Genomic DNA, 14,118 nt, shown 5'->3' on the forward strand with positions numbered 1-14,118 from the left:
TAGCGTGTCCTGATCGTCGGCTAGCCGGCCAAGCCGGCCGCGGTGAGCAGCGCGGCGCGGTCGACGACCTTGACCCGTGGCCGATCGGCGACCGATCCCTGCGCCCGTTCCGCTTCGTCGATCTGCCGCCAGCCCGACCAGTCCACGACGGCAACCCCCTGCTCGTCGAGGCGGGCGCGGATCGCCTCCGGCTGCGCCGTCGGTGTCGGCAACCGACCGGCGGCAGCATCGGCGAGCAGACTTTCCACCGTCTCGCGAGCACACAGACGATTGGTCCCGATGACACCACGCGGGCCGCGCTTGACCCAGCCGGTGACATACAGCCCCGGCACGGGCGCACCGTCGGAGGTCACCCGTCCCGCTTGGTTGGGCACCACCCCGGTCTCCGGGTCGGACGGCAGGCCGGGCACCGGTGCCGATCGATACCCGATGGCACGCAACACCATCGACGTCTCGATCGTGCTGGTCTCATCGCCGTCCTCGATGACCAACGCCTCGACCCGCTCGGTTCCGCTCACCTGCAACGGTCGGGCACCGAATCGGAGCACGATGCGGCGACGACCGGCGACGGTCGGACGCGTGGCGTACTCGCCGACGATATCGAACTTCAGCGCCCCCTCGTGATCGTCCGGCCGCTCACCGAGGGCGCCCTCGACGACGATATCGACATCGGGCAGGGAACCGAGCGCCATCAGCTCGCCGACCGAGAACGCACCCGCCCCGGCACCGCGGCGAGCCAGGATCACGACCTCGCGAACCGCGCTGCGGCGCAGCTCGTTCAGCGCGTGCTCGGCAATATCGGTCGCGCGCAGGGTTGCCTCGTCCAGGACGAGGATCCGTGCGACGTCCAGCGCGACATTGCCGTTGCCGATGATCACCGCCCGCTCCGAGTCCAGCGGGAACGTCGCCTCGGCGTGATCGGGATGGCCGTTGTACCAGTTGACGAAGTCGGCGGCGGCAACGCTGCCGGGTAGCCGCTCGCCGGGAATGCCGAGCTCGCGACTGCGGGTGGCGCCGGTCGCATAGATCACCGCGTCATAGGACGCCGTCAGCTGTTCGTGGGTGACGTCGGTACCCACACCGACGTTGAAAAAGCACTGCACGCTCGGCCCGGACAGCGCGGTGTCGAACACCGAGGTGATGTCCTTGGTGTGCTGGTGGTCGGGGGCCACCCCGAAGCGGACCAGCCCATAGGGGGTGGGTAGACGATCGAAGACGTCGACGCGCACGCCGGGGCTGCGGGTCAGGTCGGCCACCGCGTAGCACGCCGCGGGACCGGCACCGACGACCGCCACCCGTAACGCATCGCGGCCGACCGGTGTCGGTGACCACCGCGCGGGTGTGGCCCGGATATCCAGCGGTGTGCCGGCGAAGTAGTCGGCATTGATGGTCTTGAATCGCTGTTGGGACTCCGGCAGGTCATCTTCGTGATAGATCGCACCGACCGGGCAGACCGCCACACACGCACCACAATCCACGCAACTGGCGGGATCGATATAGAGCATCGGCGCCGCGGTACCGGCCGTGTCCGGAGCCGGGCGAATGCAGTCGGCCGGGCACACCGGAACACAGCTGGCATCGGTGCAACAGTTCTGGGTGATGACGAAGGTCATCGATTCTCCTCGAGTACTCGATCGCTGAAGATGGGTCGCGTCGGGCTAGTCGTCGAACGACAGCGCGCTGGTGGGGCAATTGGAGATGGCCTCCGCGGTCAACTCCCGGTTCCCATCCGGATCCCCGATGACATGGGCCTGGCCGTCGTCACCGATCTCGAAGACGTCCGGGGCGGTCATCTCACACATTCCGATGCCCGAGCACCTGGAGCCGTCGACCCGTACTCCCATCAGAACAACCTCCTCATGATCTTGATCGCGCGGTCGGTGTAGGGCGGGTAAGTCAGTGCCAGATCGGGTTTGGCGCCCTTGGCCAGCACCGCCCTGCGGTGACTGAGTGCCTCGAAACCCCATCGCCCGTGGTACTGACCCATCCCGCTGGCTCCCACGCCACCGAACGGCAGCTGCGGTACCAGGCAGTGCATGGCCACGTGGTTGATCACCGCGCCACCGGACGGTATGGCGTCGATCAGCTCCTCGCCGAGCCGATTCGAACCGGTGAACACGTACAAGGCCAGCGGCTTGGGCCGAGAGTTGATGAATTCGACTGCTGCCGCGGTGTTCTCGATCCCCAAGACGGGCAGAATCGGACCGAAGATCTCGTCGGCCATCACCGCATCGTCCGGCGCGGGATCACGGATGACGGTGGGTTCTATACGCAGTTCGGCCTCGACGCGCCCGCCGCCGGTGACGATCGTGCCCGAGGTGGATTCGACCAGCCCGCGCAACCGGTCGAACTGACGGCGATTGACGATGCGCTGACCCGTCGAGGCCTCCTGCGCCCGGAACACCGCCATGTTCTCGACGATCTTGGCGGTCAGCGTGTCCGCCACCGAACGCTCGGCAAGGACATAGTCCGGCGCGATACAGGTCTGCCCGGAGTTCATCAATTTCACCCACGCGATGCGCCGGGCGGTGACGTCGAGATCTGCATCCGAGGTGACGATCACCGGGCTCTTGCCGCCCAACTCCAGTGTCACCGGCGTGAGTGTCGGGGCGGCCGCGGCCATGATCTTGCGACCTATCTCGGTGCCGCCGGTGAACAATATGTGGTCGTAGCCCTGTCCGATAAGCCGTTGCGTGGTCGCGCCGTCGCCCTCGACGACCCGCACCGCCTGGCTGTCGAGATACTTCGGCACCAGATCGGCGAGCAGGGCTGAGGTGGCCGGTGCCAGTTCGGAAGGCTTGAGAAGTGCGCAGTTGCCCGCGGCGACCGCGGCGACGAGCGGACCCATGCTCAGGTAGAACGGATAGTTCCACGGTCCGATCACCAGCACGCTGCCCAGCGGGTCGTACTGCACCCAGCCACGTCCGGGTCGTTGCGCCAACGGCAGCGGTTGGCGCTGCCGGCGCATCCACTTCTTGAGGTGCTTGCGGGCGTATACCGCCTCGCCCTTGGTGGAGGCGATATCGCCGAGCCAGGCTTCCACCGGCGGGCGGCCGAGGTCCTCCGCCAGTGCGGCAGCCACCGCGGACTCCTGCTCGTCGCACAATGCCTCGATCGCGGCCAACTGGTCCAATCGCCATTGCAGCGAACGGGTTCGCCCGGTGCGGAAGACCCGGTGCAGCTCGACACGTTCGGCGCCGGAGGTCTCGGGTGCCGGATCCCCGACCGTTGTCGAGGCTGTTGTCGAGGCTGCCCCCGGAGAGGTTGACGTCACGGTGCCGCCTCAGATCTCGGGCTTCGGAACGACACCGGTGACCACAGCTCCGGTGATCCCGCCGTCGGCCGCCAACGCCTGACCGTTGACCCAACGTGCAGCATCCGAGGCCAGGAAACACACGACGGCGGCGACATCGGCAGGCTGAGCGTGGCGTCCCAACAGATCCCTGACCCCGTCGAGGGCGTCCTTGCCCATCGACTCCTCGAAGTCGACGAGAATGGGTGTCTCGACCGGGCCCGGCAACACCGCATTGATGCGCAACCCCATCTGCGCCAACGCCAAACCCATCGACTGGGTGTAGACCGTGGTGACCTCCTTGGAGAAGTTGTAGGCGTTGCCCTGCTGCGGATTGGCCTTGAACCACGCAGCGCCCTCTTCGAATGTCTCGGTGGCCAACAGATCTCGGATGACATCCAAGCGGTCCGGCCAACCGAAGCCGGCAGTCGAGGACACCACGGTGACCGAACCACCGGGCACCAGTCGGTCGAAGAACGCCTCGGTCAAGTGGCGCACGGCCAGACTGTTGACTGCGAGCACGGTATCGGCCGGGGCGGTGCCGGGAATGCCTGCAACGTTCATCAGACCGTCATAGGGCCCTTCCAGCGACTCCAGGGCCGAGTCGATACTGCGCGGATTGGCCAGATCGACCTCGATATGGCGCGTGACCGCCGCTGTGGGCTGGTTGCGGTCCAGGCTGGTCACCGAGGCTCCGGCCGCGAGCAGCTGCTCGGCGACCGCGTGTCCGATCCCCGACGCGGCGCCGGTGACGACGAAGTGTTTACCGATGAATTCCGACATGTGTTCCTCTGATCAATCCAGGCTGTAGGGAAGGGATTTGACGGCGTGCACAAAGTTGCCGGTGAGATACTCGGGTTCACCGACCCGCAGGTTCGGTGCGCGGAAAATCAACTCCCGGAATAGCGATTCCAGCTGCATCTTGGCCAGGAACGCACCCATGCAGAAATGTGGTCCACCGCCACCGAATCCCACGTGGCCGTTGGGCTCTCGGGTGATATCGAACAGGTGAGGGTCGGCAAATGCCCGAGGGTCGCGGTTTCCCGAGGAATAGATCAACAGTACCCAGTCGCCCTGCTTGACCTGCTGACCGCACAGCTCGGTGTCCTGGGTGGCCGTGCGCCGGAAGGTCATCACCGGGGTCGCCCAGCGGACGAACTCTTCGATTCCACGGGCGATATGGGTGTCGAAATCGTTCTGCAACAGGGCACGTTGCTCGGGGAACTCCTGCAGCGCCATGGTGGCCAGGGTGACCGTGTTGCGGGTGGTGTCGTTCCCGGCGACCGAGAGCAGGACGAAGAAGGCTCCGAGTTCCTCGTCGGTGAGCCTGCGGCCATCGACCTCGGCCTGCACCAGTAGCGACATCAGATCCGAGGTCGGCTCGATTCGCCTGCGCTCGGCAAGTTCCAGCCCCATGGACAACAGCCCCACCAGCGACTCGTTGAGCACCTCACCGGGCTCTCGGCCGGCGGCGACATCGGGGTCTGCCCACGACACCATGCCATCGGCATGGTGGGCGGCCTCGTCGCGGAACTCCTCGGGCAAACCCACCATCTCGTAGATGGTCCACATCGGTAGGCGTTTGGAGACCTGCTCCACGAAGTCACCGCTGTCGGTGGCCAACAGATCGGTGACGATCGTGGCGGCTTGCAGGCGCACCTGATCCCGAATCTTGGCCACTTGCCGCGGCGTGAACACCGAACTGATCAAGCGACGCAACGTGGAGTGCGCAGCACCGTCCATTGCCAGAAAGGACTGAGCTGCGTCCAGGAGGTCTTCGGGGACGGCTTCGATCATCACGCCCTGACCGGAACAGAACAGTGCCGGATTCTTGCTGACATAGGCGATGTCCTCGTTGCGGGTCACCGCCCACAGCCCGTCGATCTCGGCCTCCATCAGGCCGCCCTCGATCGGGCGGTGCCAGCTCAGCGGCCGTTCGTCGCGCAGGATCTGGAACGACTTCTCCCGTTCCTGCGCCGTGGTCGCCCAGAAATCCAGCGACGAGATGCTCACCGGGTCGAAGTCACGCGCGGTCGCAGTGGGCGCACTCATTGCCGGACCTCCAGGTACTGGTCGAGAAGTTTGCGCTTGGCCAGCTTGCCGGTCGCAAGCCGGGGCAGCTCCTCGACGAAGTCGACGGTCTTGGGGGCCTTGTAATGTGCGATCCGATCGCGGACATAGCCGATCAGCTCGGCCGCAAGGTCGTCACCCGCTTGGTCCGGATCGCGCAGCTGGACAACGGCCTTGACCTGTTCACCCATCTCGGTATCCGGGATGCCGATCACGGCGACATCGCCCACCTTGGGATGCAGCGCCAACACGTTCTCGATCTCCTGGGGATAGATGTTCACCCCGCCGGAGATGATCATGAAAGCCTTGCGGTCGGTCAGGAACAGAAAGCCGTCCTCGTCGACGTAGCCCATATCGCCCACGGTGGACCAGTTGTGGTGCTGCGGGTGTCGCGCTGCAGCCGTCTTCTCCGGGTCGTTGTGGTACTCGAAGGGCGCCAGCTCGCGTTCGAAATACACGGTGCCGATCTGTCCAGGCGCCAACTCGGTGCCTTCGTCGTCACAGATGTGCAGGGTGCCCAGCGCTGCGCGACCCACCGTGCCGCGCTTGTCGACCCATTGCTGGGACGTTGCCACCGTCACCCCATGCCCCTCGGTGGCGCCGTAGTACTCCACGAGTTTCGGCCCCCACCATTCGATCATGGCCTGCTTGACGTCCGGCGGGCATGGCGCGGCGGCGTGGACCGCCACCCGCAGCGACGACACATCGAAACGGTCGCGCTCCTCGGATGGCAGTTGGAGCATCCGGATGAACATCGTCGGCACCATCTGGGTGGCGGTGATGCGGTACTGCTCGACGGCCGCCAGCGCCTTGACGGCGTCGAACCTCTCCATGAGCACCACCGTGCCGCCGAGCGCATGGATCCCGCCACACCATTTCAACGGTGCGGCATGGTAAATGGGCGCGGGAGACAGATAGCGGTCGTCGGCAGTCAAGCCGAAGCCGTGGGCGAGCATACCCACGAGCGGTTCTCCCGGCTGGTCGACCTGCAGATCCAGCAGCACCGGCTTCACACCTTTCGGGCGGCCGGTCGTGCCGGAGGAGTACAGCATCTCCGCCCCGCGAGGCTGATCGGCCAGCCCGTTCCGGCCGGGCTCGATCAGTTCGATGTAATTGCGGTGTCCGTCGATATCGCCGCCGAAGCCGAATCGGTGATCGACCCCGGGGGTGGCCGAGACGATCTCGCGAGCCAGCTCACCGACACCGGCCGAGGCGAACAACACCCGCGCACCGCAGTCGTTGACTATGTAGGCGGCCTCGTCGGCGGCCAGATGCCAGTTGACCGCGGTGATGTACAGACCTGATCGTATTGCCGCCCAGTAGATCTCAAATGCCTCCAGGACATTGTCGGACAGCAGCGCGATCACATCTCCGCGCCGCAGTCCGAGGTCGCGAAGGGCTGCGGCGATCGCTGCGGAGCGCTGATCCAGCTCGTGATAGGTGAGCGTCTGGCCGGTCTCGGCCATGATCACCGCTGGCTTGTCGGGATCGGTCTTGGCGTGAACTCCGGGGAACATCGGTCAGGCCAGCAGGTCTTCGCGGCCGTCGGCCTTGAGCCGTTCGACATACGGGCCGTAGAGCTTCTTACCCAACGGCGCCAGTTTGAGGAGGCTGGCGACATTGCCCTCGACCTTGATCTTCTTCTTCGCCATGGCCAACGGCAGGTTCACCTTCCCCTGCCAGTAGGCATTACCGGTTTCGGCTGTCATCGACATGGTCGCCATGGGCTCGGCTCCCCCGTCGACACCCGAACGCACCGCCTTGTTGGCCATGTCGATCACGACGACCGCGTCGGGATCGGTGAAGTCGAAAGCCACGACGAGCCCGGTGTCGACCAGTTTCGGACCGATCTCCGGGTCGGCGAAGGCCTCGTCGAAGATCCCGCCGATGTACTTGACAACTTCGTCAGAGCTGGCGAACCCCATCGTTCTCCTTAATTTATGTTCGATTCAAAACGTTGTCCGGACCGGACCTGAAGGTGAGGCCATCGTCACACTTGGGTCACCATAAGTCAACCTATGGTTTCGCCAAACCGCAGCCGCAGTGCGGCATTTACCCTGTACAGACCGGTAGACGTGCCGGGCCGTCGATAGCGGGCGCTCGAGTGTCGGCCGCAGATAGACCAGTTCGATTTTTCGATGAAAACTTCAATTCTTCTTCGACCATGTCCGATATCAGCTCGGGATCGCCTCCCCCGGAGCGGACTCGACCGGAGCTTCTCCGGCGGCGTCCTCGCGCAACGCCGCGGCGCGCAAGACGACGCCCATCACGATCAAGAAGATGCTGTACGACGTCAACGCAAGCCAGAAGATGAAGATGCCGCGCCAGGACAACGGCCCGCCGTGGAAGAAAAATGCCAGGGGGTCCGGCAGGAATGATGCGGCGATCCAGAAGTTCGTGTATCCGACCCAACGCGGCAGGGTGCGGTTCCGATCCCGGAGAATCGCGGTGCCGATGGCGATGTTCTGGATGATGAACGGAGCAATCGGGGTGATGAACAACAACCAGCAGATGTCGTTGAGCGTCACGGTGATCTCCGGATTGCGGTCGGGCCGGAAGGCGATGACCGCCATCAACAGCATCGGCAGCAAGAGTAGAACCCCGGTGGCCGCCCCGGTCACCAATTGGATCAGCGCCAGGATCGGATGGCGCCCCTCCATGCGCAACATCCGATAGCCGATCAGCGCGATCAGCGGAAAGACCAGACATACGCCCAGCTGCGCGATCACCAGACCGAACAACACCCGGGTGTCATTGGCATAGAAGCTCACCACTTCCTCGGTGGTGCTCGACGATCCCAACGGAATCGGTAGTACGCCGGCGATCAGCCAGCCGATGAAGGCGACGATCACCGTGGCCGGACCGCACCATGCACAGATCACTTGAATTCGACGCGACAAAGCACACCACCTTGCAGAAGTTTTAATGTGGATTAAAAGATAGTCCGCCGCGGTCATCCACGACAAGGTTATGCCCGAAGTGCCGGTCGAGCGGATCGGATCACCGCTGCCGCGTGCGCCAAACCTACTCAAGGAAAAACCTATTCGGCGCCATCGTCGACCTGGGCCCGGCTGCTGCGCACCCGACCGATCGGCCGGGTGCGCAGCGGATGGCCTCCACACGGGGTCGAACGCGCCGGCTCCGCACCCTCCCGCAATTTTCGACTTTTCGCTAGATTTCGCGCACCAAATGTTGACTCTTGTCAGTTTTTGAAGCTAGCGTCGGTGACCGAGCGTGAGCCAAGCCACATCGGATCAGGAGTGCAATGCAGAACACACCCCGTACGGCCATCATCGGCGCCGGCATCAGCGGTCTGACCACCGCGAAGAACCTCGCTGACGCCGGTGTCGGCTACGACTGCTTCGAATCCTCTGACCGAGTGGGGGGAAACTGGGCGTTTCGCAACCCCAACGGGCACTCCAGCGCGTACCGCTCCCTGCACATCGACACCTCTCGGGATCTACTGTGCTTCAAGGATTTTCCGATGGACCCGAGCCTGCCCGACTATCCGCACCACTCCCAGATCAAGGACTATCTCGACGACTACACCGATGCATTCGGTCTGCGCGAGCACATCCAGTTCAACACCTCGGTCACCCGGGCCCACCGCTTTCCCGGCGGCGGGTGGCGCATCGACACCAGCGACGGGAGAAGCGGCACCTACGACGCGCTCGTGGTCGCCAACGGTCATCACTGGGATCCGCGTTTCCCGGATTTCCCCGGGGAGTTCACCGGCGAGATCATCCACTCCCACGCCTATATCGACCCCACCGAGCCGCTCGACCTGAAGGGCAAGCGCATCGTGGTCGTGGGGATCGGCAACTCGGCGGCCGATCTGGTCTCCGAGCTTTCCCAGAAGTCGTGGCAGAACACGGTGTACCTGTCGACGCGATCGGGCGCCTGGGTGGTACCGAAGTACACCTTCGGCATGACCGCCGACAAGATCGCACGCACGCTGCCGGTGATTCCGCTGTCCTGGCAACGTCGCGCCATGCGTCCGGTGGCCCGCTGGTTGTTCGGCAATCCCGAAAACTACGGCTTGCCCACGCCGAATCATCACTTCCTGGAGGCCCACCCGACGCAGTCCGCCGAGTTGCTCATGCGGCTGGGCGCCGGTGACGCGACCGCCAAGGTCAACATCGAACGACTCGACGGTGACACGGTGCACTTCGTCGATGGGACGTCGGTGCAGGCCGACGTGCTGATCTACGCCACCGGGTACAACATCACCTTCCCGTTCTTCGACCCGGACTTCCTCAGCGCTCCGAACAACCATCTGCCCCTGTACAAGCGCATGCTCAAGCCGGGCCTCGATGATCTGATCTTCGTCGGCTTCGCCCAGGCACTGCCCACGTTGTTCCCCTTCGTCGAATGCCAGGCCCGGCTCGCGTCGGCCTATCTGGCCGGGACGTATCGGCCGCCGTCCATCGCCGAGATGCACAAGACCATCGCCGCCGACGAGCGCAAGTACATCGGCCACTTCTCCGACAAGCCCCGGCACACCCAGCAGGTGGACTACTTCGACTACGAACGCAATATGCGCACCCGGGAGCTGCCCGCCGGGGCGCGGCGGGCAGCCAAATACGGACCGGTGATACTCACCGGTCGGGCACCCGCGGCCTCCCCCCGTGCCAGCTGACGCGGCCAAGGCCACCCGCCGGCGCAATCCCGGCAAGCCTCAACCACGTGGCGAGCATCGGCGCCATCGACTGTTGGCGGTGCTGGCCGAGCACTTGGAACACCAATCGTTGGCCGATATCTCGGTCGCCGCGGTGGCCGAGGAGGCCGGTTTGGCGCGTTCTGCGTTCTACTTCTATTTCAGCAGTAAGAACGAAGCGGTGACCCATCTACTGGGCGAGATCTTCGATACCCAGATCGACGAGGCCAGCAGGGTCATCAGCAGGCCTGGAGACCCACGGGTCAATCTGTCGGAATCACTGCACCTGGCTGTGCAATCGTGGGTGACCCAGCGCCGGCGATTCCTCGCGATGCTCGACGCCCGCGATGCCGATCCGGAGACGCGCGAGATCTGGGAAGCATGGCTACGGCGCTACGAAGATTTCGTCGCCGGCTATATCGACGAGCACCGATCCACGGCACCGATCCCGTCGCGCGAACTGGCCCACTCACTGATATCGCTGAATGCGCTGACGCTGGAACGCCATCTGCGCGGCACCGGGCTGGCGAGCGCCGAGTCGGTCCACGCGGCCCTGGAGCACATCTGGGTCAACGCGATATACGGCGAACCGACCTCGACGATCGATCGGAGTTCCCGATGAGCACCGCACGGCAGATCCGCATCGACACACCCGACGGCGGACACCTGGCGGCCGAGCACCACCGCGCCGACAGCGATGACCTGACCGATACCCACGGGCGTCCGTGCGTCGTGATGGCGCACGGCGTCGGCGCCACCCGGGACTGCGGTCTCGACGGCTTCGCGGCGGCCCTGGTGGCCGCGGGCGCCGACGTGATCGCCTTCGACTATCGCCACTTCGCCGGATCCTCCGGTGAGCCAAGGCAACTCGTGCACCTGAAACGGCAGATCCAGGACTACCATCTTGCCGTCGGCCACGCCAGGTCACTGTCCGGGGTGGACCCGGACCGGATCGTGGTGTGGGGTGTCTCGCTGTCCGGCGGACACGTGTTGCGGGTCGCGGCCGAGGATCACCGGATCGCCGGCGTCATCAGCCTGACACCCGCAGTGGACGGTGCTGCGGCGGTGCGGACGATGCTCGGGGCGCACGGACCCGGCCACGTCATGCGGCTGTTACGGATCGGGCTCGCCGACCAACTGGCCGCACTACGCCACCGACCAGCAGTACTCGCGCCGATCGTCGGACACCCCGGTGAGCCCGCCGCACTGTGCGCCCCCGGCGCGGTGGACGGTATGCAGGCGATCGCCGGGCCCACCTGGCGCAATGCCATCGCGGCGCGGGTGCTCCTGCGGATCGGGATGTATCGCCCGGGTGCCGGCGCCATCCGCATCGCGTGTCCGGTGCTGATGCAGATCGCCGATGGTGACCGCAGCGCGCCCCCGGGAGCCGCGACGTCGGCCGCCACGCGGGCCCGCGCCACCGTGCATCACTACCCGTGCGACCACTTCGACGTCTACCCCGCTGCGGCACATCATGATCGCGTCACCGAACACCAGAAGGCGTTCCTGCGCCGGGTGCTGGCGCGGCGTGCCGTCACCGTTACCTGACCCGACCCGCTCAGAAGGAGACAATATGACCGTCATCCCCCACTCCGTCGATCATTTCAGCCCGTCGGTGATATCGGCGCTGCTTGCCGATGTGCCCGGATGGGACACCGTCGAGGTCGCCACGCTGGACGCCACACCGGTCGGGACCGGTCAGATGGCCAGCAGTTATCGCTTGACACTCGACTACGCGGTGCGTCCGGCAGGCGCTCCGGACACCGTGATCGCCAAGGTGTCCAGCACCGACCCTGCCAGCCGTCAGATGGCGACCGGTACCGGCGCCTACCAGCGCGAGGTGTTGTTCTACCAACACCTTCTGGATATGACCACCGTGCGCGCACCACGATGCTTCGCCGCCCACATCGCCGACGACCTCGGTACCTTCGTGCTGCTTCTCGAAGACATGGGCCCGGCACGGACCGTCGAGCAGATCGGCGGCTGCACCGCCGATGAGGCGGATCTCGCGCTGGCTCAGGCTGCCGCACTGCATGCAGGCTCGTGGGGGCACGCCCGGCTGGCCGAGCACCCCTGGCTCGGCGCAGGCGGAGTGTGGAATGCCTTGGCCGGCCATCTCCCTCAGATCATCGACCCGTGGCTGGAGCGTTTCGGCTCCCACCTGGGATCCGAGCACGTCGAGGCGGCCCGGCAGCTGGCCCGGGACGTGCCGGCGTGGTTGGCAACGCTGGCCGAGCTCCGTTGCCTCTGGCACGGGGACTTCCGGCTGGACAATCTCCTGTTCGATGCGCAGGGCGGGCACACCTCGATCGCCGTCGTCGATTGGCAGAGCGTGGCCGCCGCACCCGGCGTGATCGACGTGTCGTATCTCCTGGGCACCTCGATGGCGGAGGCCGCGCGGGCCGAACACGAGCGCGCGTTGGTCACCGAGTATCACCGGCGGTTGGTGGCACTCGGCGTCACCGACTACGACTTCGAGCGGTGCTGGCTGGAATATCGTGCACACGCTCTGTACGGCCTGGTGTTGTGCATTCCGGTCTCGCTGGGAGTCCAGAACTCCGAACGCGGGGACCGGATGTTCGCCGCGATGGCGGCCAGGGCAGCACAACAGATCGTCGACAACGACAGCTTCACGGCGTTGCGCACGCTCGCCGGCTGACCCAGCCCCCTCGTCGGTTCGTCATATTTTCGAATTGCTGTTAAATTCTAGATGTTCGTGGCGATCTGACCTTCGAGCCCGAATCCCCCAGCTGATCGAGGTAGCGCCATGCCGACTCCCCAGACTTCGACCGATACCGACGTCATCGTCATCGGCGCGGGACCGGCGGGCGCCGCCGCCGCACGCGTGCTCACCGCCGCCGGCGTACACGCCGTGCTGCTGGACCGCGAGCATGCCGTCGGCGGCAGGACGCGCACCGACCGCAAACACGGATTCGCCATCGACTCCGGGGCCATCTTCGTGATGGGCACCTACCGACGCACCCGCAGCGCCATCGCCGAGGCCGGAAGGGCACACCACATGCGACGCTGGTTGGCGCGCACCGAATTGCGCGACGCACGCGGACGCTACCCGGTGCGTTTCGACGCGCCGCACACATTCCTGCGCGTACCCCAGCTTCGGTGGACGGATCGTGTTCGCCTCGTCGCGGGCATCGCCATGCTCGTGCTGCGCCGCGGGCCCGAGCCGTTCGATCTGCAATCGCTGGCCGATGACGACAACGGCGAGACCATGGAGGCATGGTCTCGCCGGATGTTCGGCGACCGTGTCCACGAGTATGTGGTCCGCCCCCTGATGGAACCGTTGACCGGTGCCGATCTGTCCACGATCTCGCGCTCGTTCCTGGTCGCGCTGCTGCGTAACGCACACCGCACCCGGCTGACAGTGCCCGAGGACGGATTGGATCGGGTCACCAGCTGGCAACTCGACGATGTCGACGTCCGGTTGAACGTTCATGTCGAGAGCGTGCGCCGTGAGTCTGCCGGTTTGGCGGTGCACACGGCGGACGGAGTTCTCACTGCCCGCGCGGTGATCGTCGCCACCGACGCACACACCGCCGCCGAGCTGTGCACCGATGTGCTCGGCGCGGCAGAGCTCGATGCCCTCCGACGGGTGCAGGCAATTCCGTTGCACCACGTGGCATTCGGCTTTCGCACCGATCCCTGGCCGGATGCCGGCCCCGACCTGGTCGTGCCGGTCGGTCCCGGCCAGCACTCCGATATCGGGGTCCTGCTGGGCCAACGACGCCGACCGGGCTCGGCGCCCGAGGGGGGCCAGGTGGTCAGCGTCTACTTCGATGGCCCGCGCTCAGCAGAGCTCGGCGACCGGGAACTGCTCACCGAGGCACGACGCATCGTGACCGAGGTGCACGGTCCCGCCGAACCCGATATCACCGAGATCTACCGCCGCGCATACGGTTTGTCGACCGCGGCTCCGGGTCACTACCGGCGGATGCTGGCCCTGCTGGCCCGGCTACCGCACGATGTCCAGATCGCCGGGGACTACCTGACGCAGTCCGGAATCGAGGGAGCCTACATCGCCGGTGAACGCGCCGCCCGCGAGATCCTGGGTTCGCTCGGGGCCGACTGAGCCATACCCCAC

Annotated in this window: 13 protein-coding genes; 5 read left to right on the forward strand and 8 right to left on the reverse strand. The window is 65.6% G+C overall.

From position 1 onward, the window contains the following. Positions 1-20: 20 nt before the first annotated feature. The 8 genes from PGN27_RS03380 to PGN27_RS03415 all read right to left on the reverse strand — a co-directional run bounded on the left by PGN27_RS03380 (position 21) and on the right by PGN27_RS03415 (position 8,214). Positions 21-1,613, reverse strand: coding sequence for an FAD-dependent oxidoreductase (locus PGN27_RS03380; protein WP_335324829.1), 1,593 nt, complete (start codon positions 1,611-1,613; stop codon positions 21-23). Positions 1,614-1,658: 45 nt separating this feature from the next. After that, positions 1,659-1,844, reverse strand: a complete 186-nt coding sequence (locus PGN27_RS03385) for a ferredoxin (protein WP_019509870.1) — start codon at positions 1,842-1,844, stop codon at positions 1,659-1,661. Beyond that, positions 1,844-3,181, reverse strand: coding sequence for an aldehyde dehydrogenase family protein (locus tag PGN27_RS03390; RefSeq protein WP_335325212.1), 1,338 nt, complete (start codon positions 3,179-3,181; stop codon positions 1,844-1,846). The genes PGN27_RS03385 and PGN27_RS03390 overlap by 1 nt, the downstream gene beginning before the upstream one ends. A gap of 102 nt (positions 3,182-3,283) precedes the next feature. Continuing rightward, positions 3,284-4,075, reverse strand: coding sequence for a coniferyl-alcohol dehydrogenase (locus PGN27_RS03395; RefSeq protein WP_335324830.1), 792 nt, complete (start codon positions 4,073-4,075; stop codon positions 3,284-3,286). Positions 4,076-4,087: 12 nt separating this feature from the next. Continuing rightward, on the reverse strand, positions 4,088-5,344 hold the full coding sequence (locus PGN27_RS03400) for a cytochrome P450 (RefSeq protein WP_335324831.1): 1,257 nt from the start codon (positions 5,342-5,344) through the stop codon (positions 4,088-4,090). Next, the gene (locus PGN27_RS03405; RefSeq protein ID WP_335324832.1) at positions 5,341-6,879 is read right to left on the reverse strand and encodes an acyl-CoA synthetase; all 1,539 of its coding nucleotides are present in this window, start codon (positions 6,877-6,879) and stop codon (positions 5,341-5,343) included. Before PGN27_RS03405 ends, PGN27_RS03400 begins: the two co-directional genes overlap by 4 nt. Positions 6,880-6,882: 3 nt before the next feature. Next, on the reverse strand, positions 6,883-7,287 hold the full coding sequence (locus PGN27_RS03410) for an SCP2 sterol-binding domain-containing protein (RefSeq protein WP_019509865.1): 405 nt from the start codon (positions 7,285-7,287) through the stop codon (positions 6,883-6,885). A gap of 249 nt (positions 7,288-7,536) precedes the next feature. Then, positions 7,537-8,214 (reverse strand): hypothetical protein, encoded by a 678-nt coding sequence (locus tag PGN27_RS03415; protein ID WP_335324833.1) that lies wholly within the window; start codon positions 8,212-8,214, stop codon positions 7,537-7,539. 413 nt (positions 8,215-8,627) lie between these two features. Here PGN27_RS03415 and PGN27_RS03420 point away from each other — a divergent pair, with 413 nt between their 5' ends. From PGN27_RS03420 to PGN27_RS03440, 5 genes are all read left to right on the forward strand, one after another. Beyond that, positions 8,628-10,001 carry a flavin-containing monooxygenase gene (locus PGN27_RS03420; protein WP_335324834.1) on the forward strand — a complete coding sequence of 458 codons (1,374 nt, stop codon included), beginning with the start codon at positions 8,628-8,630 and terminating at the stop codon, positions 9,999-10,001. Further along, entirely contained in the window at positions 9,991-10,641 is a 651-nt protein-coding gene (locus PGN27_RS03425) for a TetR/AcrR family transcriptional regulator (RefSeq protein WP_335324835.1), read from the forward strand. The genes PGN27_RS03420 and PGN27_RS03425 overlap by 11 nt, the downstream gene beginning before the upstream one ends. Further along, a complete protein-coding gene (locus tag PGN27_RS03430) occupies positions 10,638-11,567 on the forward strand; it encodes an alpha/beta hydrolase (RefSeq protein WP_335324836.1) in 930 nt (309 codons plus the stop codon). The genes PGN27_RS03425 and PGN27_RS03430 overlap by 4 nt, the downstream gene beginning before the upstream one ends. A gap of 25 nt (positions 11,568-11,592) precedes the next feature. Then, positions 11,593-12,678 (forward strand): oxidoreductase family protein, encoded by a 1,086-nt coding sequence (locus tag PGN27_RS03435; protein ID WP_335324837.1) that lies wholly within the window; start codon positions 11,593-11,595, stop codon positions 12,676-12,678. A gap of 108 nt (positions 12,679-12,786) precedes the next feature. Beyond that, the gene (locus PGN27_RS03440; protein ID WP_335324838.1) at positions 12,787-14,106 is read left to right on the forward strand and encodes a protoporphyrinogen/coproporphyrinogen oxidase; all 1,320 of its coding nucleotides are present in this window, start codon (positions 12,787-12,789) and stop codon (positions 14,104-14,106) included. Positions 14,107-14,118 lie beyond the last annotated feature (12 nt).

The organism is Mycolicibacterium neoaurum, assembly GCF_036946495.1.
Lineage (GTDB): Bacteria > Actinomycetota > Actinomycetes > Mycobacteriales > Mycobacteriaceae > Mycobacterium > Mycobacterium neoaurum_B.

Excerpts from the sequence above, each read along its gene's own strand:
- PGN27_RS03380 (WP_335324829.1), bottom strand. The coding sequence starts at position 1,613 with ATGACCTTCGTCATCACCCAGAACTGTTGCACCGATGCCAGCTGTGTT.
- PGN27_RS03385 (WP_019509870.1), bottom strand. The coding sequence starts at position 1,844 with ATGGGAGTACGGGTCGACGGCTCCAGGTGCTCGGGCATCGGAATGTGT.
- PGN27_RS03395 (WP_335324830.1), bottom strand. The coding sequence starts at position 4,075 with ATGTCGGAATTCATCGGTAAACACTTCGTCGTCACCGGCGCCGCGTCG.
- PGN27_RS03400 (WP_335324831.1), bottom strand. The coding sequence starts at position 5,344 with ATGAGTGCGCCCACTGCGACCGCGCGTGACTTCGACCCGGTGAGCATC.
- PGN27_RS03405 (WP_335324832.1), bottom strand. The coding sequence starts at position 6,879 with ATGTTCCCCGGAGTTCACGCCAAGACCGATCCCGACAAGCCAGCGGTG.
- PGN27_RS03410 (WP_019509865.1), bottom strand. The coding sequence starts at position 7,287 with ATGGGGTTCGCCAGCTCTGACGAAGTTGTCAAGTACATCGGCGGGATC.
- PGN27_RS03420 (WP_335324834.1), top strand. The coding sequence starts at position 8,628 with ATGCAGAACACACCCCGTACGGCCATCATCGGCGCCGGCATCAGCGGT.
- PGN27_RS03430 (WP_335324836.1), top strand. The coding sequence starts at position 10,638 with ATGAGCACCGCACGGCAGATCCGCATCGACACACCCGACGGCGGACAC.
- PGN27_RS03435 (WP_335324837.1), top strand. The coding sequence starts at position 11,593 with ATGACCGTCATCCCCCACTCCGTCGATCATTTCAGCCCGTCGGTGATA.
- PGN27_RS03440 (WP_335324838.1), top strand. The coding sequence starts at position 12,787 with ATGCCGACTCCCCAGACTTCGACCGATACCGACGTCATCGTCATCGGC.